The sequence below is a fragment of the Flavobacterium suaedae genome, from assembly GCF_014642915.1.
In the GTDB taxonomy this organism is placed as follows: Bacteria; Bacteroidota; Bacteroidia; order Flavobacteriales; family Flavobacteriaceae; genus Flavobacterium; species Flavobacterium suaedae.
In genome coordinates, this window is sequence record NZ_BMJE01000004.1 from 394148 (window position 1) to 416696 (window position 22549).

A 22549-nucleotide genomic window follows, 5' to 3' on the forward strand; every position below is an offset into this window, starting at 1 on the left:
AAACTCTATTTCGTTCTTTTTACTACGATATATGAAAAAAAAGCAAGATTTATATAGTAAATAATTATTGATGTGTGGAAAATGTTAATAACTGTTAAAATTTTTAGTATAAAAAAAAGCCGGTCTCAATTTTTAGAAACCGACTTTTAAACTTTTTTTATTCAATTTTGCTATTATGCAGCTTCAGGCTTTCTTTTAAACCTGATTTTTATTTTATGTAATATATAGAACATAACAGGAACGATTACCAATGTTAAGAACGTAGCGAATATAAGTCCGTAAATAACTGTTTTGGCTAAAGGTCCCCAAAATATTACATTATCACCTCCAAAATATATTTTAGGGTCATAATCTATAAATAATTCAAAGAAATCAATGTTTAAACCTATAGCCAGCGGAATAAGCCCCAATACTGTGGTTATAGCTGTTAACAATACAGGTCGTAAACGTGAGCGGCCACCTTCTACAATAATATCTCTATATTCTTCTTTTGTAAGTAATTCACCTTCCTCCATGCCCTTTTCGGCAAGTTTTCGGTCTATAAGTAACTGCGTATAGTCAATAAGTACAATGGCGTTATTTACCACAATACCCGCGAGAGATATAATCCCCATCATTGTCATGATAATAATAAAGTCATCGCCGGATATTGCCATACCCCAAAATACACCTCCGAAACTTAATAGTACCGAAACCATTATTATTACAGGCTTAGATACCGAATTGAATTGCGCAACCAGAATAAGCAAGATACCACCAACGGCTATAAGCAGGGCTTTTATAAGGAAGCTCATATTTTTAGCCTGCTCTTCTTGTTCTCCTGTAAAGGCATAGTTTATTCCGTCAGGTGTTTCATAATCAGTTAACTCACTTTTTAACTGTTGTACTATTTCGTTACCATTATACCCGTTTAATACATTAGAATATATAGTAATAATCCTTTTAAGGTTTTTTCTCTTAATTGTATTAAAAGTAACAGAGTTGCTAGGTTCACTAATAGCAGAAATAGGAACTTGCACTAATTGTCCTGTTGCCTGGTCGCGGAAGGTTACCGGCTGATTGTAAAGTATACTTTTATTATTACGTTGCTCTTCTTCCAGCCTTACGTTTATTTCATAATCATCTTTACCTTCCTTATAAGTAGAAATTTTCTCTCCGTATACTGATCTTCTTAATGTTTGCCCTACCTGACCTGATGTAATGCCCAGTTCTCCTGCTTTTTCTACATCCACAACTATATCAACGCCCGGTTTTTGTTTGTTTACGTCAACTTTAAGTTCTTCAATACCCTGTATGCTGGTATTATTTATAAAGTTGCGCATACGGTGCGCCTCTGCAAGCATCTGGTCGTAGTCTTCACCTGATATTTCAATATTAATAGGGTAACCTGCCGGAGGCCCTGCCTCATCTTTTTCTACAACTACCGATACTCCTGCATAACCTTTTACAGCTTTACGCACCTCTTCCATTACATCAAGGCTGTTTACTCCTTTACGGTATTTATACTCTCGTAATGTAAGGGTAACTTTACCACGGTGTGGCATTTCGTTTTGTGCTCCGCCTTCAGTGTTCGGGTTACCGGCACCTTCGCCAACTTGTGCAATGGCACTCTCTACCATATAGTTTTCACCGTCTTCTATATAGCGCTTGGCTACTTTATATACTTTTTCTTCTATAACTTTAGTAAAGGCATTAGTCTTATCAATATCAGTACCTTCCGGAAATTCGATATAAACCATAATTTGGTTAGGCTGGTTTTCCGGGAAGAAAAGTGTTTCAGGACCGCGTATTCCTACTGCAACAAAAGAAAGAATAAGTAAACCAAATGTACCGATGAAGAAAAGCCTTGGTTTGATTCCTGACAAGGCGAAATCTAAAAAGTTTTTATACTTGTTTTCTAACCAAACAAGCCCGTTATTTTGGAAGCGTTCAATTCTTTTTACTAATACATATTTATATAACCATAGCATTATTACAAAGAATATCATTAGGTTACCTATACCTTTTAGCGCTCCTGCTCCTGTACTTATTCCTGCCACTAATATTAATACACCTATAATTCCCAGAATAAGGCTCATGCGAATCATTTTTTTGCGAGACATCTCGTTTTCCTTCAGTTTCATGAAGTCAGACGTCAGCATGGCGTTAATTATTAATGCCACAAATAATGATGAGCCTAATACTATAGAAAGTGTCATAGGGAAGTAAATCATGAATTTACCCATAGTTCCCGGCCATAACCCCAGCGGGAAGAAAGCTGCCAATGTAGTAGCTGTAGAAGCGATAATAGGCCATGCAATTTCTCCAATACCTTCAATAGCGGCTTTTTTACGGGACATACCCTGTGCCATTAACGAGTAGACGTTTTCAACTACCACAATACCGTTATCTACCAACATACCCAGCCCCATAACCAGTGCGAATAGTACCATAGTGTTAAGAGTAATACCCAGTGTTGCTAATATCATGTAGGACATAAGCATTGATAGCGGTATTGCTACACCAACAAATAGTGCATTACGCAGTCCTAAAAAGAACATTAATACTATAACAACCAGTAGTACCCCGAATATAATATTGTTTACCAAGTCGTTTACCTGAGCAATAGTTCGGGTAGACTGGTCGTTAACATAGGTTATTTCCAACCCTTTAGGGAAGTAGTTTTCCTGTGCGTCTTTTACTATTTCTTTAAGCCCGTCTACGGCTTCAACCATATTTTTACCACTACGTTTTTTAATATCAAGCATTACTACAGGTTCGCCATATTCACGGGCATAGGTAGTACGCTCTTTCTCTTTAAAAGTAATTGTGGCTATATCTTTAAGAAGTATTTTACCGCCTTGTTTTTTTACAACAATGTCTTCCAATTGCGAAGGTTCTTCTATTTCCCCAATAACACGGATGTTCTTTTTAATACCGTTACTGGTAACACTACCGCCCGAAATAGTTTTGTTTTCAAATTTTACGGCATTAATAATATCATCAAAGCTAACTTGCGCAGCAGCCATCTTGTACATGTCTACAGCAATTTCAACTTCTCTGTCATCAGCACCGCGAATGGCAGCTTCCTTTATTTGCGGTAAACGCTCTATGCGATCTTCCAGATATTCAGCAAACTCTTTTAACTGTACCGATGTAAAATCTCCTGTAAGGTTAACACCAAGTATCGGGAATTCTTCGGCAATGTTAAGGTCGAAAACGTTAGGTTCTACCTTAGCCCCACCATCAAGAGTAGGCCACTCTGAGTCTGATTTTACTAAGTCAACTTTATCCTTTACCTTTTGCTTGGCATTTTCTATGGTAATATCCTCTTCAAATTCCACCAGAATCATTGAATAATCTTCCAGTGTATTTGAAGTAATCTCTGTAACCCCCGAAATATTATTAAACTCTTCTTCCAGAGGCTTTGTTATCAGTTTCTCCACATCCTCAGCAGAGTTGCCGGGATTTAATGAACTAACATATATTTTAGTCTCTTTTATCTCGGGGAAACTTTCTCTCGGCATGGAATAGTAGGAGAGAAGTCCGCCTATGAAAATGATGGCAATGATAACATATACCGTCATTTTATTATTTATTGCCCAGGTAGATATACCGAAGCTTTTTTCTATTTTTTTATTACTCATTTCGTCTTTTTAGTGTTTAGATGAGTTATAATACTATTTAAGTTCTTCTACCGGGCTACCGTTTTCTACTGATTTGGCTCCGTCTGTAATTATTTTATCACCTACTTTTAAACCTGATTTTATTTCGGTGTAAGCGCCGCTTGTGTATCCTGTTTCTACTTCTTTTTCTACCGCTACAGGTTGTTCTTCTCCTTCTTTATCTTCCAGTGTATAAACTACCAGCCTGCCGTTACCTTTTTGCTGCACTATGTTTTCAGGTATAAGTATGGCATCTTCGGTAGTATAGTCCAGTATTTTAAGAACAGCTACCTGGTTAGGGCGAAGTAAGTTTTCAGGGTTTGGTAGTGCTACTTCAATACTAAACGTTCTGTTGTTTGGGTTGATGAAGTTTCCTACCTGACGTATTTTACCTTCGTATGTTTTACCTATAGATTTTATATAAACATCTACAGGAGCGTTAAGTTTAACACGCCCTATGTAATTTTCGGGTACTGTAGCGGAAACATACATATCGGTAAGGCTTACTATACGGAATAGTTCCTGACCGGGAGCTACAACTTTACCCTGCTCTGTCATCACGTCATCAATAGTTCCTGAAAATGGAGCTCTCACTACTGTTTTTGCCAGTTGCGACTTTAATTGTGCTACTGCTTTTTGCTGACTTTCCAGAGATGTTTTTGCTTGTAAAAATTGTATTTCAGAACCTATTTTCTGGTCCCACAGTCTTTTCTGTCTGTCAAAAGTAGTTTGTGATAATGCCAGTTGCGTTTCTGCCTGTGCTACTTGGGCTGCAAGTCCGCCATCGTCAATGCGTGCCAGTACCTGACCTTTGGTTACTTTTTGCCCTGCTTTTACATTAAGTTGTTGTAAAACACCCGACATTTCAGGGTATATAACAATGTTCTTTTTAGTATCTACACTACCCTGTATTTCTATATAGTGTTTAAATATAGTATCACTAAGAGTTATGGTTTTAACAAGAGGGAATTTCTTGTTAGGGTTTAATTCATCTAGAGCAGCGTCCAGAGAGTCCAGCTTCACGCTAAGTTCTTCATATTTTTTATGAATTTCCTCTCGGGCTTCTTTTATCTTTTTTGCGTCCTTTGTTTCAATTACTTCGTCAACGTTCACGCTATCTCCGTTTCCGCAGGAAAAAAGTACAAGTGAAAGAGAAGTTATATATATTATTTTTTTCATTGCTATATTTTTTTCAGATTAATTGGAAGTTAGTTTTTCTAATGCGGCTTTTGCATTAATTACATCAACCATTGATTGTAAATATTCCTGTTGCGCTGAATAAAGCTGTCTTTGTGCTTCAGAAAATTCAAAACTGGTAGAAATACCTTCGCTAAACTTTATTTGTTGTTTGTTTTCTATTCTCTCAGCCAGCCTTAGTTTGTTTTTGGCTGTAGTATATTGCTCAACACTAAATTCATACTGGCTTTTTGCTTGTTGGTATTGAAGTTTTAAGTTTTCTTCTAAATCTATAAGATCAGTTTCAGCCTTTTTAAGTTCAATTTTAGCTTGTTGCGTTCTTGCGCTACGGGCAAAACTGCTGAATATTGGTACATTAAGACTTACGCCTAAGTAAGAGTAATTAAGCCAGCTTTGTTCTTTTTGTATAAATTTAAACTCGTCGTTAAAGCCATTATAACCAAAAGTAAGGTTAGAAGAAAGCGTTGGTAATGCTTTACTCTTTTCTTGTTTTAGTAATAATTCTTTTTGCTCTCGGTTATTAATCCCAAGTTTATAATCAATATTATTTTTAACACTAAAGCTACTGCCTGTAATTAGTAAATCCATATTAGCATTAGCAAGTTCTTCTAAGCCATCAGTAAGCTGTAACTCGTCTTCCAGTTCCATGCCCAATAATACTTTAAGCATGTTTAGTGTAATTTCGGTAAGCCTTTTAGAGTTATTTAATGAACTGTTTACAGATGCCAGTGTAATACCAATTTGTTCTGCTTCTTCCTCTTCGGCAAGCCCATTTTTGTAGCTTTCTTCAGCTTCAAAAAGGTTTTTTTCCAGTGTAGCTTTGTTCTTTTCAAATATTTTTACACTTTCCTGAGAAAGGAGTACGTTGCCGTAAGCATTAATAACCTGCTCTTTAATTTCTAAATCATTTTTTAGTTTAGATGTTTTATAGAAATCAAGATATGTTTTAGCAGCTTTTACACCCACTATATAACTACCGTCAAAAATTAGTTGGTTTAGGGTAGCTCTGGCATCCATAGTATGTTTAGTACCAAAGGCGACTTCAGTAAAAGTACCCGGTTCACCACCAAAGAACTCAGCAGGAATTATCTGCTTTTGCAGTTCAAAGTTGTTTTGGTAATTACCACTTGCACTTATTTGAGGCAACCCGCCTGCAATAGTTTCCCATTTTTTCTTGTAGGCTGCCTCTACATCCAGTCCGGAATTAATAACCGAACGGTTGTATTGCAATGCATGTTGTACGGCTTCTTGCAGACTCATACTGTAGTTTTCTTTTTCTTCCTGTGCCCATAACTGGCATACAGGTAAAAGGAAAACCAAGAGCAGCCCAAAGCTACGGTACACATACTGTGTAATTTGATTTTTGTTTTTCTTCATAGATTACTGTTTGATTTATTGATTGATGATTATGATTTAAAAAGTGTGTCCATTACTATTTGTTTACGCTCTTCCAGTAGTTTATCAAAAGCTTCGTCTCCATACCCCATGCTTTTTTGTAAAAGTGGACGCATAGAAACAGGGAAGGAGGTAAGCGATATAAAGTTTATTAAAAACTGTTCGGGCCTCATTTTAGGGAGGTTTCCGTTTTCCATTTCCAATGCTATTTGTAAATAAAATTTATCTAAAAGATTACTCATTTTTTCTTCGCTCTTATATCGACATCCTTGGTTTACCTGCGTTACCATATATATTTCCAGATAAGGATATCTTTTAGACTCTTCAAAAAAGAAATCTAAGTATTGGCTTATTTTTTCTTTAAAAGGCAAGTCAGAGGTTACAATCATTTCCCCTCTTTCCAGTTCTTTTTCCTGTGCATCCTCAAAAACAATATCAAAAAGTTTGTTTCTGGAACGGAAATAATAATTTATTAGAGTTCTGTTTACTCCTGCGGCATCTGCAATTTCTTGAGTAGTTGCGTTAAACCTCCCTTCCGCAAAAAAAAGTTTTTTTGCGGTGTCTTTAATTAACTGTTCGGTAACGCTATCTTTTTTATCTGACATTATTGTTTAACTTTTTTGTTTGACATTTTTGTCAAATGCAAATTTAAGAGCATTCTCTCCAATTTTCAAAATTAATTTTGGGTTAATTATAGGTCCTCATTTTTAAGTATGGATTCCAGTATTTCAACCCCTTTAGGCGTTGCTATTGCCCGTAGGTGATATTCTAAAAACTGCTTTGTAAGGTTCGCTGCTGTAAATATTTCGGCAGGAAATACATAGTTGTCTTTAATGCCGGTTAACCCTGTAAAATACATTCTCGATATAAACTCTATATCTATGTCTGCTCTGTATATTTTGTTGTCTATTCCCTTTTGTAAATTATCTATCATAGAGCTGTGTACTTTTTCAAACTGATTTTTACGCAGGCATGAAAATGCTTTAGGGAAAAATTTTTGTAATTGATAAATAGGAGCTGTTGTTTCATGTTTTAACTGCTGCATCATAAAGCCCCGTATCATGAAAATTTCTTCAATAGAATTCTTATCCAGATTTTTTATTCCGTCAATTCCTGAACAGACTTTTCCAAAAATGCTGTCTACACTAGCTTTTACCAATGTATTCTTGTTACAAAAATATTTGTAAATCGTTTTCTTGGAAATTCCCATTTCGTTGGCTATGTCATCCATAGTAACACTTTTAAAGCCAAGGTTTAAAAACATTTCAGTTGCTTTGTCTACTATCGCCTCCTTCATACACTTAATTGTTTTAACGTGGCAAATGTAGCAAGGAAACTTTAGAAACAAAAAAAGTTTCCAAAGTTTTTGTAACAAAATTTCTTTATTTGAAATCAGTGTATAAAGGTTTACTTTAGCAAAAAAAACATTTCATGCAGGCTATAGCGCAGTATCAGCAGATAATTCAAGATTATTTTACTCAAATTTCGTTAGTAAAACAACCCAAAAATTTATATGAACCTATACAGTATATATTATCACTTGGCGGTAAAAGAATGCGTCCCGTTTTAACCTTAATGGCAGCAGATGTTTTTAATGCTGACTGTAAGAAAGCTTTACCGGCAGCTATAGCAGTAGAAATGTTTCATAATTTTTCATTAGTACATGATGATATTATGGACGATGCCCCGTTACGCAGGGGTAATGAAACGGTACATGAAAAATGGGATGTAAACACAGGTATTCTTTCCGGAGATGCTATGCTGATATTAGCATACCAGTATTTTGAAGAGTATGAGCCTGATGTTTTTAGAGATTTGGCAAAACTATTCAGTAAAACGGCACTTGAAGTTTGTGAAGGACAGCAATGGGATGTAGATTTTGAAGAGCGCAGCAATGTAACGATACCTGAGTATTTAAAAATGATAGAATATAAAACGGCGGTTTTAGTAGGTGCAGCCATGAAAATGGGAGGTATAGTTGCCCGAACAACTAAACAGAACTGTGACCTAATATATGATTTCGGTTTAAATTTAGGTTTGGCATTCCAGTTGCAGGATGATTATTTAGATGCATTTGGTAATCCTGAAACATTTGGCAAGCAAGTAGGGGGCGATATTATTGAGAATAAAAAAACATACCTTTATTTAAAAGCATTACAACAATGTAACCCGTACCAAAAAGAACGTTTATTACAATGGTTTGCCATGCAACCGGAAGATACTACCGATAAAATAATTGATGTAAAAGAACTTTTTGTAGCTACAAAAGCCGATACAGCTACAAGAGATGCTATAAAGGACTATACTGAAAAAGCTTTTGATATTTTAAATAAACTAGAAATAGATGAAGATAAAAAAGAGCTTTTAAGAAATTTTGGTGAGTTCCTTATGGGGAGAAATGTTTAAAATACTAGAGTAATATTCAGTTTTACTATGACATATATTGCGCCAAAAAGTACCGATTTACTACTTAGTGAAGCACAGAAAGAAGCACTTTATGTAAAACTGGTTGAACAGTTAAACAAAGACTTTTCACTGGCTAACGAGTTGCTTGATTTTCCTTTGGATATTACCCCTATAAACCTGAAAATAGGGTTGCATGAAAAGATATATACTTTAATTCAGCATCGTTTTGCTGAATACTTAAACCTGTTGTATATAATAGATGTTCCTGAAAAAGAGATAAGGGCTTTAGATGGTAGCGATATAGCTGACCTTAGTGAGCAGGTTGCCTTTTTAATATTAAAAAGAGAGTGGCAAAAAGTATGGTTTAGGAATAAGTATTAGTGTTAAGAATAGTGTTTAATACCAAACCTCATATCCTTTTTTTAAGAAATCAGATTGATTTTCGCCACTGCTTTTTATCAGGTAATTACAGTAATCGTTGTTTATACATTTACTGTTTATAATAACTCCTTTTTCAATATCAATTGTTACTGAACCTATAAGTTTACCATTAATAAAAGAGTCAATTTTGTTTTTAGAAAATTGTCGGTTAATCATTGTTTCTTCAAAAGTTAACTGAGAAACTTCTTCAAAACAAAATTTTAATTGCATGTCGAGTTTAGGAGTTAATTCAAAAACTTTTGTAACAACAGCATTGTACATATTTCCGTTATGAACGCGTTCTTTTAATAGTAAAAATGTTTTGTTATTAATTTGTTGCGTTTCAATTAAAGGCTTGTTTAAAAGTTTAGTTTCAAATCCTTCTTCATTATTATAACTCCACCTTAAATTTATCTTTACAGGGTTATTGGTAACTGTGTTTTTACTATGGTTGTAAGGTAGAAAGTAAGCATATTTTTTATATCCGTTTCCGGTTATTAAAATATATAAATCAACATTTTTAGTTATTGTAAATTTTAAGGTATTTTCTACATCTAAAGAGGTTTCCCAAGTCATTTTGTTAATGCTCTCAATTACCTTGTCAGGAGTTTTTTCAATAGTAGTATCATCTTTAGGAATAGACAGGTAATTACTGTTTTTAAGTACAGTTGAGAAATCTATTTTTTGGCTATAAAGTAAACTTCCGTAAAGGAGTAAAGTGAGCAATAGTTTCATAGTAATTAAAAATAAACTCGTATAAAAGGCAGTAGTGCATCAGCATACACAAAGTCATTATCATCAAAAAGTACGTTGTACCGAATACCTACAGTAATATTCTCCATTTGGTAACCTGCTCCTAAAAATAAAGCAGTATTCCAGAAATCCTTTTCACGGTCAGTATTAGCATAAAACGGATAACGGTAATTTTCATCATATTTTAAATTAACCCTTAATTGTTCCAATTCAGCAGAAAGCTGTATATAAGGTAATGGGTTAAAAACTCCTATTACAGACCCTCCGTATATTGATGCTTTATAAATATCGTCTTGCTTTACATAGCTGTATTGAGCGCCAGCACCCGCACCAACATATTCATTAAAACGATATAATGCTCCCGGTGCCACCATTATCTGGGTAAAATTATTACCAAAACCCAACCCCGCGCTACCACCAAACTGAACATCGCTCCAAAAGTCACCTGAAGTTTGTGAATAAGATAGTGAAGAATACAAAAGGGCAATTAACAGATATTTTGTTAAAAAAATGTGAATACGCGTTTTCATTATTTAGGTTCATTAAAAATTACCTAGCATAAATATATGAAAAACACGATTAGATTATTACAATTATTGTACTTTTGTACAAATTTCTTAAATAAAAGGTCATAAAGACATAAGCATGGACAGGTTTTCCTTTTTAAACGCAGCGCACGCTGCCTTTTTTGCAGATTTATACGATCAATATATAGAGAATCCCGATAGTGTAGAGCCAAGTTGGCGCAGCTTTTTTCAAGGTTTTGATTTTGCAAACGAATATGGTTCCGGGTATATAGAAATAACATCCGGACAGTCTCAATCAGGCGCAGAAAACCCTGAAATTCCTGAGAAAATACAAAAGGAGTTTAAGGTGTTAAACCTTATTGAAGGGTACAGGACAAGAGGGCATTTGTTTACTAAAACAAATCCTGTAAGAGAAAGAAGAAACTATACCCCGACACTTGCTTTAGAAAATTTCGGTCTTTCAAATGCTGATCTTGATACGGTATTTGAAGCAGGAGGAGAAGTAGGTGTAGCAAAAGGGACTTTAAAACAGATTATAGATCACCTAGAAAAAATATATTGCGACCATATAGGTCTTGAATATATGTATATTCGTGATCCTGAAGTTAGAAAATGGGTACAAAACTGGCTGGCTAAGGGAGAAAATCATCCTGAATTTTCTGATGAAAGAAGAAAGCAAATTCTTGAAAAATTAAATGAAGCTGTTTCGTTTGAAAACTTCCTTCATACAAAATATGTAGGTCAAAAACGTTTCTCTCTGGAAGGAGGGGAGTCTTTAATCCCTGCACTTGATGCACTTATAGAATCTGCTGCCGAAAAAGGCGTAGAGCAGTTTGTTATGGGTATGGCACACAGGGGTAGACTTAATGTTTTAGCCAATATATTTGGTAAGTCTACAGCAGAAATATTCAGTGAGTTTGACGGGAAAGATTACGATGACGACTCAATGTTTGATGGTGATGTTAAATACCACTTAGGTCTTACTTCAGACAAGAAAACAAAAAGCGGTAAAAGCATAAATATTAACCTTGCACCAAACCCGTCTCACCTGGAAACAGTTGGAGCGGTAATTGAAGGTATAGCAAGAGCTAAGCAGGACAGACATTTCCCTGAAGATAACTCGAAAGTATTACCTATTGCAGTGCACGGTGATGCTGCTATAGCAGGACAGGGTATTGTATACGAAATTGTACAAATGGCCAAACTAGATGGTTATAAAACAGGTGGTACTATACACGTAGTGGTTAACAACCAAATAGGTTTTACCACAAACTATCTTGATGGTCGTTCATCAACCTATTGTACAGATGTTGCCAAAGTAACCCTTTCTCCGGTACTTCATGTTAATGCAGATGATGTTGAGGCAGTAGTACAGGCAGTACTTTTCGCACTTGATTTCAGAATGGAGTTTGGCAGCGATGTATTTATAGATTTACTGGGTTACAGAAAGTACGGACATAACGAAGGCGATGAGCCACGCTTTACACAGCCTAAACTATATAAAATAATTGCTAAACACGAAAACCCGAGAGCAATATATGCTGATAAATTATTATCAATGGGTATTATTGATGATGATTATGTGACCAAGCTGGAAAAGAAATATAAAGCTGTACTGGAGGAGAATTTAGAAGAATCCCGTAAAAAAGACCTTACTGTAATTACTCCGTTTATGCAAAATGAGTGGGATGGTTATGTACAGGCTTATGAAGATGATATGCTTCAAAAAGTAGATACTACTTTCCCTATTGCGGAACTGGACAAAATAGCATCAGTAATAACGGAGTTACCTTCTGATAAAAAATTCATCAGAAAAATAGAAAAACTGATTGGCGACAGAAAGAATATGTATGAAACCGATAAGTTGGACTGGGCAATGGGCGAACTTTTAGCCTACGGTACATTACTTACAGAAGGTTTCGGAGTTCGTATGTCAGGTCAGGATGTTGAAAGAGGTACATTCTCTCACCGTCATGCCGTTATGAAGGTAGAGGACTCGGAAGAAGAGGTAGTATTATTAAACAGACTTAAAGACCAAAAAGGTCAATTCCAAATATATAATTCATTGTTATCAGAGTATGGTGTGGTAGGTTTTGATTATGGTTATGCCTTAGCAAGCCCTAAAACACTAACTATTTGGGAAGCGCAATTTGGAGATTTCTCTAACGGTGCACAGATAATGATTGACCAGTACATTAGTGCTGCCGAAGATAAGTGGAACAACCAAAACGGATTGGTAATGCTATTACCGCACGGTTACGAAGGGCAGGGTGCAGAACACTCAAGTGCACGTATGGAACGTTACCTGCAACTTTGTGCATTCCATAATATGTACGTTGCAGACTGTACGACTCCTGCAAACTTCTTCCACCTGTTAAGAAGACAAATGAAAACAAACTTCCGTAAACCGCTTATTGTGTTTACCCCTAAAAGTTTATTACGTCATCCGGAAGTAACTTCAACAAAAGAAGAGTTGGCAAACGGTAGTTTCCAGGAAGTAATTGATGATCCTAATGCAAGTGCTGATAAGATAAAAACATTAGTATTCTGTACAGGTAAATTCTACTATGACTTAGTAGCGGAAAGAAAAGAAAGAGAAAGAGATGATGTCGCTATTGTAAGAATAGAACAATTATTCCCGTTAGCTACAAACCAGCTAAGCAAAATAATAAAGAAATATAAAAATGCAAATGACTATGTTTGGGCACAGGAAGAGCCTAAAAACATGGGGGCTTACAGCTACATGTTAATGCATTTTACTGAGGTTAAATTCAGGTTGGCATCGCTTGAACAATCAAGTGCTCCGGCAGCGGGTAGTAGTACAAGAGCTAAAAAACGTCATGCTGCTGCAATAGCAATGGTTTTTGATAAAGATTTATTTAATTAATATACTTATTTTTGATTTAACAAAAAGGTTAATAATACCAATAAAATTATACTGACATGGTTTTAGAAATGAAAGTTCCCTCGCCAGGGGAATCGATTACAGAAGTTGAAATAGCAACTTGGTTGGTGGAAGATGGTGATTATGTAGAGAAAGATCAGGCAATTGCTGAAGTTGATTCAGACAAAGCTACACTAGAGCTTCCTGCAGAAGCTTCGGGAATTATTACACTAAAGGCAGAAGAAGGAGATGCTGTGGCAGTAGGGCAGGTTGTTTGTCTTATAGATACTGATGCTGAAAAACCGGAAGGCGGAGCAAAGGAAGAGAAAAAGGAAGCACCGAAAGCTGAAGAAAAGAAAGAAGAGCCTAAAAAAGAAGCACCTAAGCAGGAAGAAAAAACCTATGCTACAGGAACAGCTTCTCCGGCAGCAAAAAAGATACTTGACGAGAAAAATATAGATCCTTCTACTGTCAAAGGTACAGGTAAGGATGGAAGAATAACTAAAGACGATGCTGTAAATGCTAAAGCATCTATGGGTACACCTACCGGTGGTAACCGTGGTTCTGAACGCAAAAAGCTGTCTATGCTTCGCAGAAAAGTAGCAGAAAGACTTGTTTCGGCTAAAAACGAAACAGCTATGCTTACTACTTTTAATGAAGTAAACATGACGCCAATTAACAAACTGAGAAGTGAATATAAAGAGGCGTTTAAATCGAAACATGGTGTTAGCCTTGGTTTCATGTCATTCTTTACGAAAGCGGTAGTCAGAGCATTACAGCTTTACCCTGATGTAAACTCTATGATTGACGGAGATTATAAAATAACATACGATTTCTGCGATATTTCAGTAGCAGTATCAGGACCTAAAGGTTTAATGGTTCCTGTAGTACGTAATGCAGAAAACTTAACCTTCCGTGGTATAGAAAACGAAATTAAACGTTTAGCTATTCGTGCTCGTGAAGGGCAAATTACTGTTGATGATATGACAGGTGGTACATTTACCATATCTAACGGTGGTGTATTTGGCAGTATGCTTTCTACTCCTATTATAAACCCTCCACAGTCTGGTATATTAGGTATGCACAATATTATTGAGCGCCCAATAGCTGTAGATGGTAAAGTAGAGATACACCCAATGATGTATGTAGCATTATCTTACGACCACAGAATTATTGATGGTCGTGAGTCAGTTGGTTTCCTTGTAGCTATTAAAGAAGCACTTGAAAGCCCAATGGAGCTACTTATGGATAACGATCCTAAAAAAGCATTAGAGCTTTAATAAAAAGTCAGTATAAAATAAAAATCCCGCTCATTGAGCGGGATTTTTATTTTATAGAATCAATGTTTATTGCTGTAATAAATCTTCTATATAAATATCAAAACTTCCTTCTGTAAAAGTTTTGTATTGACTTTCACTTCCATTTGTACTAGCTTCTAATATACCTGTAAAATTTCCTTTGATTCTTTCATCAGTAAATATTTCGGTTTCATAATCGTATGTAGAAGCAGCTCCTCCATGTTCATAATAAAGCCCTGCGTATTCATAGTATATTTGTAAGTAGTTTTCTTCCACTGTTTCTATAGAGTTGTTATTTTCCTCGTCTATATCTAATGCAAAACCAAGCTTTTCTGTTATATCATTTCCGTTCTGACCGATTATTTCTAAATAGTTATACCCAAAGTCACTATTAATTTCTACACTTATATTATTTAATGTTTTTTGAACGCCATCAACTTTGTATTTAATATAAGATCCAGAAGTAGTTGTCTCTGAAGAATCATCACTTGAACATGATGTAGTAGTTAGAGACAATACTGTAACTGTTAGTAGTAAGAAAATTTTTTTCATTTGTAATTTATTATTATCTGTTAATATTAAATGTACCTTCTGTAATTTCAAGTAAGATTAAGCCTGCTTCTTGCTCATATCTTGATAAGGTTCCTGAAAAAGTTCCTGATAGTTTTTCGCTATTATTTTCTGTAATAGTTTGGTCTATTTGTATTGCTTCTTCATTATTAAATCCTCCTTCTTCATAGACTTTGTTGGCATCATAATATCTCCATTCAGTATCTACCTCTGCGCCTCCTGTTTCATCTTGGTATAGTTGAAATGTTATAAATTCATTTGCTTCATTGTTTTCCGATGCTATTATAGTTAATAATACTTCACTATCAATATTCTCAGTGTTAACAACGATATGCTCAAATGTTTTTTGTATACCGTTAATTTTAAATGATACAGTTTCTTCATTGTTGCCTCCATTATTAGTAGGTGCTGAATCGTCATCAGAGCATGATGTGATAGAAAGTGATAATACCGTAACTGTTAGTAATAAGAAAATTTTTTTCATTTTGTAATTTGTTTTTAATTGTTAGTTATGAACTTTCGTTGCAATACCATGACTTATTTTTATAAAGTATCAATTATTTGTTATTGCAGTAAAGCATCAACATCAATATCAAAACTTCCTTCTGTAAAAGTTCTGTACTGCATTTCTTCGCCGTTGTAATTGCCTAAAACACCAGTAAAAACACCTTTAACTCTGTCCATTGTATACAATTCAGTTTCATAATTAAAACTGGTATTAGCACCTGCAAAATAATATACTGCATCACCTTCATAATAGCTAAAATAAAGCTCCTCTAAAGAGTTATCATCTTCATTTACGTTTATCTCTATTTCCACTATTTCAGAGATATTATTACCATTTTGTGCAGTGATAATTATAGCGCTATAATCATTTGGTTCCTCAATAGATATATTTGTGAAGTTTTTCTGTACACCATCTACTTTAAATTTTACATACGACCCTGAAGCTGTTGATCCAGAATCATCATCGCCAGAGCATGATGTAATAGAAAGCGATAATACCGTAACCGTTAGTAATAAAAAAAATTTTTTCATTTTGTAATTTGTTTTTAATTGTTAGTTATGAATTTTCAGCTGCAATAATATGGATTTTTTTTAGATAAATGGAAATAGAAATTTATCAATAATGCATAAAAAACCCTGCATATGCAGGGTTTTTATAGTAAAGCAGTTTGTATATTAAAGGTTGTTTAGTACGTTAATAAGTGCAGGGTCTGTTACTACATTAAGATCAGAATATGTGAACACTACAACATCATAGCCTGTAACAGTTAATTGTTGTACTCCTAAAATCCAGTTTCCTCCTTGTGAGGAAACAAATATTACATTGAACTGTGCACCTACAGGTATATTATCGTATGGGTCATCAAAAAGTTGTATACCGTAGTTAAAGTCATTAAAGCCTACAAGCATATTAATTTGTCCTTGGTATGATAGGTATACCATTGAGTTAGTGTCATTAAACCCTTGTGGTGCATCTACAAATATTCCTGTAAGTTCATCATAACCATCCAAAGCTTCCAGCTTATCAATGTTACACCACCCGAAGCTTAGCATTTCCATTATATATTTACCATCTTCAACAGGAACACGTGTGTCTTCTCCTCCTTCATCCGTATCTTTTTCCCAAACTACATCACCATCCTCGTCTTCTTCACCAGTCCAAACAATCATGTCTTCAGTATCTTCACCTTCTCCCCCTGTCAGTTCGGTAGGAACTTCCAGTCTGTAACGAACGCCGTCATCTATATCTTGCCCTTCCGGTGTTGTCAGGTTTACAAAAAACTCACCTCCTGTAATAAGGGGTGCTAGTTGCGATTCCGGGTTAGCTTCACCTTCAGGAACTCCTAAAGTAGGCATGCCGGTAGCGACCATATCACCTATACCGAAAATTTCTATAAACTCTACATTTACAGTACCGCTATATGGCGCTCCATTAACAGTTAGGTTACTGGTTTCAAAAATTAGATCTACACCTTTTTCAGATTTAAATTTAACAGCCTCTCCTCCTGTCCTAAATCGGAAATACTGCTTTAAGTTATTTCTGTTGTTTTGTTCCAAAGCATATAGACCATCTTCTTGAGATTCTGCTGCTTTTTGCAGTAATGAATTGTCGTTTTCTGTTACGGTTTTGTCTTCACTGCTACATGCAGTAAATACTAAAGCTGCAACGGCAACTTTAAAAAATGTACTTGTTTTCATAATTTATTTATTTGGATTGAAATTTGTTTTTTTAATAAAACTCCTTGCAGTGCACAAGGAGTTTTCAGATTAATTGCACTCCTACAAAAAATCCAATTTACCTAACTTAACATAGGTTCTTTATATATGATGAAAATTGATTACGGAAGAGCATCTATTGCGTTTTCTACGTCAGCTTGAGAGCCTGTTACAATATCTCCTGCATCTACTACAATAATATCATTTGGAGCAAATGTTACCGGTATTATTGCATATTCCCATTGTGAGGTTGTTCCTGATACAAAAACAATGTAACCGTCTAAACCAACAGGTACTTGCCCATAATGTTCGCTGAATAGTTCTGTTGAGGCATCATAAGTATCTAGCGGAGCTAATATATTCTGCTCTCCTACTGTTGCTAAATAAACGCTACAATTGGTATCGTCATAACCGGCAGGAACATCAACCTGAATAGTTGTTGTAGCGCCTGAATAGTCCCAAAAACGGTCTATGTTAGACCACCCAAACTCATCAGGGTTAAATAAGTAATAGCCTTGCTCACCTGTGCCAAGAGGTTCAGCATCTTCTTCCTCTTCCCAGGCTACATCGCCATTCTCTCTCTCTATTCCGTCCCAGGCAGTCATTACATCTCCTGGACCTCCTGTTAAATCAGCCGGTACAGTAAGTGTAATATCTGCACCATTATCAAGTTGCTCTCCATCAACAGTAGTTATATTGATAAAGAATTCTCCTCCTGTAACAAGTGGCTCTAAGTCTGTGCCTTCTATTTCATCAGTTTGCTCGTCTGAGATGCCCATAGTAGTTTTATTTGCAATAGCCATGCTACTTCTTTTAAATATTTCTACATATTCAAGTATTACATCGCCTTGCACTCTCTCTCCGCCTATGGTAAGGCTACTGGTGCTTATTTCTATGCGTACTCCGTTTTCTGTTTCAAGTCGTACATCATCTCTGTCTGCACTAAATTCAAAATGTTGCGTCATTTCTTTTAATGCTTCACCCTGAAGTTTCATGATGTCGTAATTGTAATTGTCGTCCGGTTCAGCAGCTCTATAACTACTTTTAAGGTTAGAATTGTTGGTTTCGGAATCTTGTTCTTTGCTACAGGCAATAAAGAGTAGTGCCACAAATGTAGCTTTTAGTAGTAATTTAGTTTTCATAATTTTTATTTAGTTGGATAGATTAAAAATTATAACAACACATTGCCGGCATTAGTTATTATTTCGAGTAAAATTATGAAAATATAAATATTAACCAATTAAAAAATGTTTTTTATTAGGTAAAAAGCATTTTTTTATGTTAAAAAGTGATTTTTGTTTAAAAAATTGTAATGCGATGTTTACAAAATAAATGTTAATGCCGGTTTTTGCTATAACTGTTTTAAATAGAAACACTTATTACTATAATCTATTATAGCTTCACCTTCCAGTAAAATATCTGCCCCTATAATACCATGTACAGGTTTTGCTTTATATTGTTGTAAGGCTTCGTTAACGTGCGACATATCAAAAATTACAAGTCCGAAATCTTTACTTTTCCACCTGCCTAATTTTAAACTGTTCTCAACAGATGTTTGTGTAAGCATCCCTAAGCCTCCTGCCCCTGCTGCTTTGGTTTCTGAATCGGCAGCTAAAAGCCCGAAATGTTCAATGCATTCAAAACCAACACAACTGCTGGATGCTCCGGTATCCAGTATAAAATTACCCTCTACATCGTTAATCTTACCTTTTATTAATAAGTGCTGTGTTTTAGATATTTTAAACTTTATACGCTTGTAGCCTTCTTCCTTTAGTATGTTGTATAGGTTTTCCATTCGGTTTGTTTAAGTTGTCACCAAAAATAATTTAAAATAATGTATTAATAGCATAAAGCATTTTCATCTTTGTAATTTTGCGCCACAAAGTATTTAACCATGATGTTTATAGATACACATACACATTTATATAGCGAAGAGTTTAAAGAAGACAGGGAAGAAGTTATACAAAGGGCGCTTGAAAGAGGAGTAAAGCACATGGTGCTGCCTGCTATAGACTCTGAATATACAAAGGGGATGTATGAACTTGAAGCAAAATATCCTGAAAATATCCACTTAATGATGGGGCTACACCCAACGCATGTAAAGGAAAATTATAAAGAAGAGTTAGCTTTTGTAGAGCAGGAATTTTCTAAAAGAGATTTTGCAGCAGTGGGGGAAATAGGGATAGACCTGTATTGGGATAAAACTTATTTAAAACAACAACAAGAGGCTTTTCAATATCAAATACAATTAGCAAAAAAACGTAACCTGCCTATTAATATTCACTGCCGTGATGCGTTTGATGAAGTGTTTGAAATTTTAGAAGCAGAAAAGGGGCAAGAACTATATGGCGTTTTTCATTGTTTTACGGGGACTTATGAACACGCGAAGCAGGCTATAGCTTGTGGAATGAAGTTGGGTATTGGAGGGGTTGCTACCTTTAAGAACGGAAAGATAGATAAGTTTTTAAATGAAATTGAGATACAACACATTGTCTTAGAGACAGATGCTCCTTACCTTTCGCCTGTGCCTTATAGAGGTAAGCGAAATGAAAGCAGTTACGTAGTACTTGTAGCGGAAAAACTGGCAGAAATATATAATTTACCAGTTGAAGAAATAGCACTTAAAACATCTGAAAATGCTAAGACTGTTTTTGGTATTTAACAGAGAATTTCGATTAAATTCGCAAAAATTTTGTTCATTTGTGCAATTATTTTAACTAAACGAAGTGCATGTCTAAATTTGACCAGATAAGACCTTTTTATGATAGTGAGGTAAATGAGGCTATATGCAGTGCTTTACATCACCCTATGATGAAAGCACTTATGAGTTTTGCATTTCCTGAAGATGAAAATGGTGAGTGGAAAAAGCAGCTGGCAAAGACGTATTCTATTCGTGATTTCCAAATAAAGTTTATATACCCCGCAGTACAAAAAGTATTGGAAAAAAGCTCTGAGGGGCTAACAACTTCAGGTTTTGAAAAACTTGAAAAGCATACACCCTACTTATTTATATCAAATCACAGAGATATTATACTGGATACATCTTTATTAAATGTATCATTATACGATCACGGTTTGGTTATGACAGCTTCAGCAATAGGAGATAATTTAGTACAGAAATCGTTTTTACATACATTATCCAGATTAAACCGTAACTTTTTAGTGCAACGTGGTTTACCGCCAAGAGAACTTTTAGAAAGTTCACGATTAATGTCAGAGTATGTAAATCAACTTATTCTGCATGAAAACCGTTCTGTTTGGATAGCACAGCGTGAAGGACGTACTAAAGACGGAAATGATGCAACACACCCGGGGGTACTGAAAATGCTGGCAATGGGAGCCGGAGATGAAAATATAATGTGCTATTTTAAAAATCTTAAAATAGTTCCTATATCCATATCGTATGAGTATGACCCTACCGATGTATTAAAGATGCCAATGCTAATGGCACAGGCAAATGATGAGGTTTACGTTAAAGAACGCAATGAAGATTTTAATACCCTGCTTAGCGGTATAATGGGTCAAAAAAAACGAATACATATTCATATAGGAGATGTACTTGAAAGTGAACTTGATGAGATAACAGAAAAGTTTGATAATCCTAATAAGCAAATTCAGGCATTAGCCCAAGTATTGGATGATGCTATTTTAAGCTCATACAAGCTATGGCCTACCAACTTTATTGCTTATGATATGCTAAATGATAGCTCAGAGTTTGCAGATAAATACACAGCACAGGAGAAATCTCTTTTTGAGAGAAGACTGGAAATGCGTATAGATACAGAAAACAAGGTATTGCGTAAAGGAATACTGGATATGTATGCTAACCCTGTGGTAAATAAATTAAAATACAATAATGCAATCTAAGTCCAATATTTTATTGCTATATACCGGCGGGACAATCGGTATGGTTAAAGATTTTGAAACAGGAGCACTAAAAGTTTTTAATTTTGACAAACTGTTACAAAACATCCCGGAGCTAAAACAACTGGATTGTAATATTGAAACCATTTCTTTTGACGATCCTATAGACTCTTCAAATGTTACCCCGAAACAATGGGGAGATATTGCTACTGTTATAGAGGAAAACTACGATAAATTTGACGGTTTTGTTATTCTGCATGGTTCAGATACAATGTCGTATTCTGCATCGGCATTAAGTTTTATGCTGCAAAATCTTGAAAAACCTGTAGTATTTACAGGTTCTCAATTACCTATTGGCGATTTACGTACTGATGCCAAAGAGAATTTAATTACTGCGGTACAAATAGCTTCTTTGCAGGAAAACAATAAGCCTGTAGTACAAGAAGTATGTTTGTATTTTGAATATAAGCTATACAGAGGAAACCGTACCACTAAAATAAGCGCAGAGCACTTTAATGCTTTTACCTCTCCCAACTATGCTCCTTTAGCAGAATCAGGAGTGTATTTACGGGTAAGTAAAGAGTTACTTTATAATTCAGTAAAAAAACACAGTTTTAAGGTGGTTAAACAGTTTAACAGTAATGTAATAATACTTAAAATATTTCCTGGTTTAAGTGAGCAGGTGATAAGCTCAATTCTTACTATAAAAGGGCTTAAAGGAGTGGTTTTAGAGACTTATGGCGCCGGCAATGCACCCAGTACAACATCTTTTATAAACATTCTTAAAGAAGCTATTGCAAAAGGTGTTTATATTGTTAATGTAACACAATGTGCAGGAGGAGCGGTAAGTATGGGTAAATATGAAACCAGTACTTCCCTTAAAGAAATAGGAGTTATATCAGGTAAAGATATTACTACCGAAGCTGCTATAACAAAGCTAATGTATCTGTTGGGGCAAAATATCCCATCAAAAGAATTTAAAAATTATTTTGAAAAATCTCTTTTTGGAGAAATGACAGATTAATTTTTTTTAATTAGTTATATATTTTAATTTTGCAGCCTTATATTTTTAGAGAGGTGGCCGAGTGGTCGAAGGCGCACGCCTGGAAAGTGTGTATGCTCCAAAAGGGCATCGAGGGTTCGAATCCCTTCCTCTCTGCATTAAAATAACAAGAACTCTTCATAAATAACTTATTTATAAAGAGTTTTGTTTTTTAGGGGATATGACGAGTAACTTTTTATAATCTTACTGCATTAACCAACAAAAGGCAGCCGATTGGCTGCCTTTTTATTTTATATCTGTTTGTACTTATAAAGATAGAATTACCTCTTAAGAGAGAAGTGCGCCTTAAACTCACGAGTAACTTC

General features: G+C 35.2%; 20 protein-coding genes and 1 tRNA gene. 8 read left to right on the top strand and 13 right to left on the bottom strand.

Going from position 1 to position 22549, the window contains the following annotated elements; translation table 11 throughout:
- Positions 1-173 precede the first annotated feature (173 nt).
- From IEW45_RS10055 to IEW45_RS10075, 5 genes are all read right to left on the bottom strand, one after another.
- Positions 174-3626: an efflux RND transporter permease subunit gene (locus IEW45_RS10055; RefSeq protein WP_188621115.1), complete on the bottom strand. Its 3453-nt coding sequence runs from the start codon at positions 3624-3626 to the stop codon at positions 174-176.
- A 33-nt stretch (positions 3627-3659) separates the two neighbouring features.
- Complete coding sequence (locus tag IEW45_RS10060) at positions 3660-4823, bottom strand: efflux RND transporter periplasmic adaptor subunit (RefSeq protein ID WP_188621116.1); 1164 nt, start codon at positions 4821-4823, stop codon at positions 3660-3662.
- Positions 4824-4841: 18 nt separating this feature from the next.
- Entirely contained in the window at positions 4842-6218 is a 1377-nt protein-coding gene (locus tag IEW45_RS10065) for a TolC family protein (RefSeq protein ID WP_188621117.1), read from the bottom strand.
- Between the two features lie 29 nt (positions 6219-6247).
- Positions 6248-6841 carry a TetR/AcrR family transcriptional regulator gene (locus IEW45_RS10070; RefSeq protein ID WP_188621118.1) on the bottom strand — a complete coding sequence of 198 codons (594 nt, stop codon included), beginning with the start codon at positions 6839-6841 and terminating at the stop codon, positions 6248-6250.
- An 86-nt stretch (positions 6842-6927) separates the two neighbouring features.
- A complete protein-coding gene (locus IEW45_RS10075) occupies positions 6928-7533 on the bottom strand; it encodes a TetR/AcrR family transcriptional regulator (RefSeq protein WP_188621119.1) in 606 nt (201 codons plus the stop codon).
- A gap of 134 nt (positions 7534-7667) precedes the next feature.
- On the opposite strand from IEW45_RS10075, the gene IEW45_RS10080 reads away from it, so the two are divergent.
- Both IEW45_RS10080 and IEW45_RS10085 read left to right on the top strand, forming a co-directional pair.
- The gene (locus IEW45_RS10080; protein ID WP_188621120.1) at positions 7668-8642 is read left to right on the top strand and encodes a polyprenyl synthetase family protein; all 975 of its coding nucleotides are present in this window, start codon (positions 7668-7670) and stop codon (positions 8640-8642) included.
- 27 nt (positions 8643-8669) lie between these two features.
- The gene (locus tag IEW45_RS10085) at positions 8670-9023 is read left to right on the top strand and encodes a hypothetical protein (protein WP_188621121.1); all 354 of its coding nucleotides are present in this window, start codon (positions 8670-8672) and stop codon (positions 9021-9023) included.
- 15 nt (positions 9024-9038) lie between these two features.
- On the opposite strand, the gene IEW45_RS10090 is transcribed toward IEW45_RS10085, so the two are convergent.
- A complete protein-coding gene (locus IEW45_RS10090; RefSeq protein ID WP_188621122.1) occupies positions 9039-9797 on the bottom strand; it encodes a hypothetical protein in 759 nt (252 codons plus the stop codon).
- A 5-nt stretch (positions 9798-9802) separates the two neighbouring features.
- Entirely contained in the window at positions 9803-10345 is a 543-nt protein-coding gene (locus IEW45_RS10095) for a hypothetical protein (protein WP_188621123.1), read from the bottom strand.
- A 115-nt stretch (positions 10346-10460) separates the two neighbouring features.
- On the opposite strand from IEW45_RS10095, the gene IEW45_RS10100 reads away from it, so the two are divergent.
- Both IEW45_RS10100 and odhB read left to right on the top strand, forming a co-directional pair.
- Complete coding sequence (locus IEW45_RS10100; RefSeq protein WP_188621124.1) at positions 10461-13229, top strand: 2-oxoglutarate dehydrogenase E1 component; 2769 nt, start codon at positions 10461-10463, stop codon at positions 13227-13229.
- Positions 13230-13285: 56 nt separating this feature from the next.
- The gene (odhB, locus tag IEW45_RS10105; RefSeq protein ID WP_188621125.1) at positions 13286-14506 is read left to right on the top strand and encodes a 2-oxoglutarate dehydrogenase complex dihydrolipoyllysine-residue succinyltransferase; all 1221 of its coding nucleotides are present in this window, start codon (positions 13286-13288) and stop codon (positions 14504-14506) included.
- Between the two features lie 66 nt (positions 14507-14572).
- On the opposite strand, the gene IEW45_RS10110 is transcribed toward odhB, so the two are convergent.
- The 6 genes from IEW45_RS10110 to IEW45_RS10135 form a co-directional block, all read right to left on the bottom strand.
- A complete protein-coding gene (locus IEW45_RS10110; protein WP_188621126.1) occupies positions 14573-15076 on the bottom strand; it encodes a hypothetical protein in 504 nt (167 codons plus the stop codon).
- Between the two features lie 13 nt (positions 15077-15089).
- Positions 15090-15578, bottom strand: a complete 489-nt coding sequence (locus IEW45_RS10115) for a hypothetical protein (protein WP_188621127.1) — start codon at positions 15576-15578, stop codon at positions 15090-15092.
- 80 nt (positions 15579-15658) lie between these two features.
- Positions 15659-16132 (bottom strand): hypothetical protein, encoded by a 474-nt coding sequence (locus tag IEW45_RS10120; RefSeq protein WP_188621128.1) that lies wholly within the window; start codon positions 16130-16132, stop codon positions 15659-15661.
- Between the two features lie 144 nt (positions 16133-16276).
- Entirely contained in the window at positions 16277-17299 is a 1023-nt protein-coding gene (locus tag IEW45_RS10125) for a hypothetical protein (RefSeq protein ID WP_188621129.1), read from the bottom strand.
- Between the two features lie 140 nt (positions 17300-17439).
- Positions 17440-18459: a hypothetical protein gene (locus IEW45_RS10130; protein WP_188621130.1), complete on the bottom strand. Its 1020-nt coding sequence runs from the start codon at positions 18457-18459 to the stop codon at positions 17440-17442.
- Positions 18460-18668: 209 nt separating this feature from the next.
- Positions 18669-19112, bottom strand: a complete 444-nt coding sequence (locus IEW45_RS10135) for a retropepsin-like aspartic protease (RefSeq protein WP_188621131.1) — start codon at positions 19110-19112, stop codon at positions 18669-18671.
- Between the two features lie 99 nt (positions 19113-19211).
- Here IEW45_RS10135 and IEW45_RS10140 point away from each other — a divergent pair, with 99 nt between their 5' ends.
- The 4 genes from IEW45_RS10140 (at position 19212) to IEW45_RS10155 (ending at position 22340) form a co-directional block, all read left to right on the top strand.
- Entirely contained in the window at positions 19212-19979 is a 768-nt protein-coding gene (locus IEW45_RS10140) for a TatD family hydrolase (protein WP_188621132.1), read from the top strand.
- Positions 19980-20047: 68 nt separating this feature from the next.
- On the top strand, positions 20048-21184 hold the full coding sequence (locus tag IEW45_RS10145; protein WP_188621133.1) for a 1-acyl-sn-glycerol-3-phosphate acyltransferase: 1137 nt from the start codon (positions 20048-20050) through the stop codon (positions 21182-21184).
- Complete coding sequence (locus tag IEW45_RS10150) at positions 21174-22205, top strand: asparaginase (protein WP_188621134.1); 1032 nt, start codon at positions 21174-21176, stop codon at positions 22203-22205. Before IEW45_RS10145 ends, IEW45_RS10150 begins: the two co-directional genes overlap by 11 nt.
- 47 nt (positions 22206-22252) lie before the next feature.
- A tRNA-Ser gene (locus IEW45_RS10155) sits at positions 22253-22340 on the top strand.
- The last annotated feature ends 209 nt before the right edge of the window (positions 22341-22549 follow it).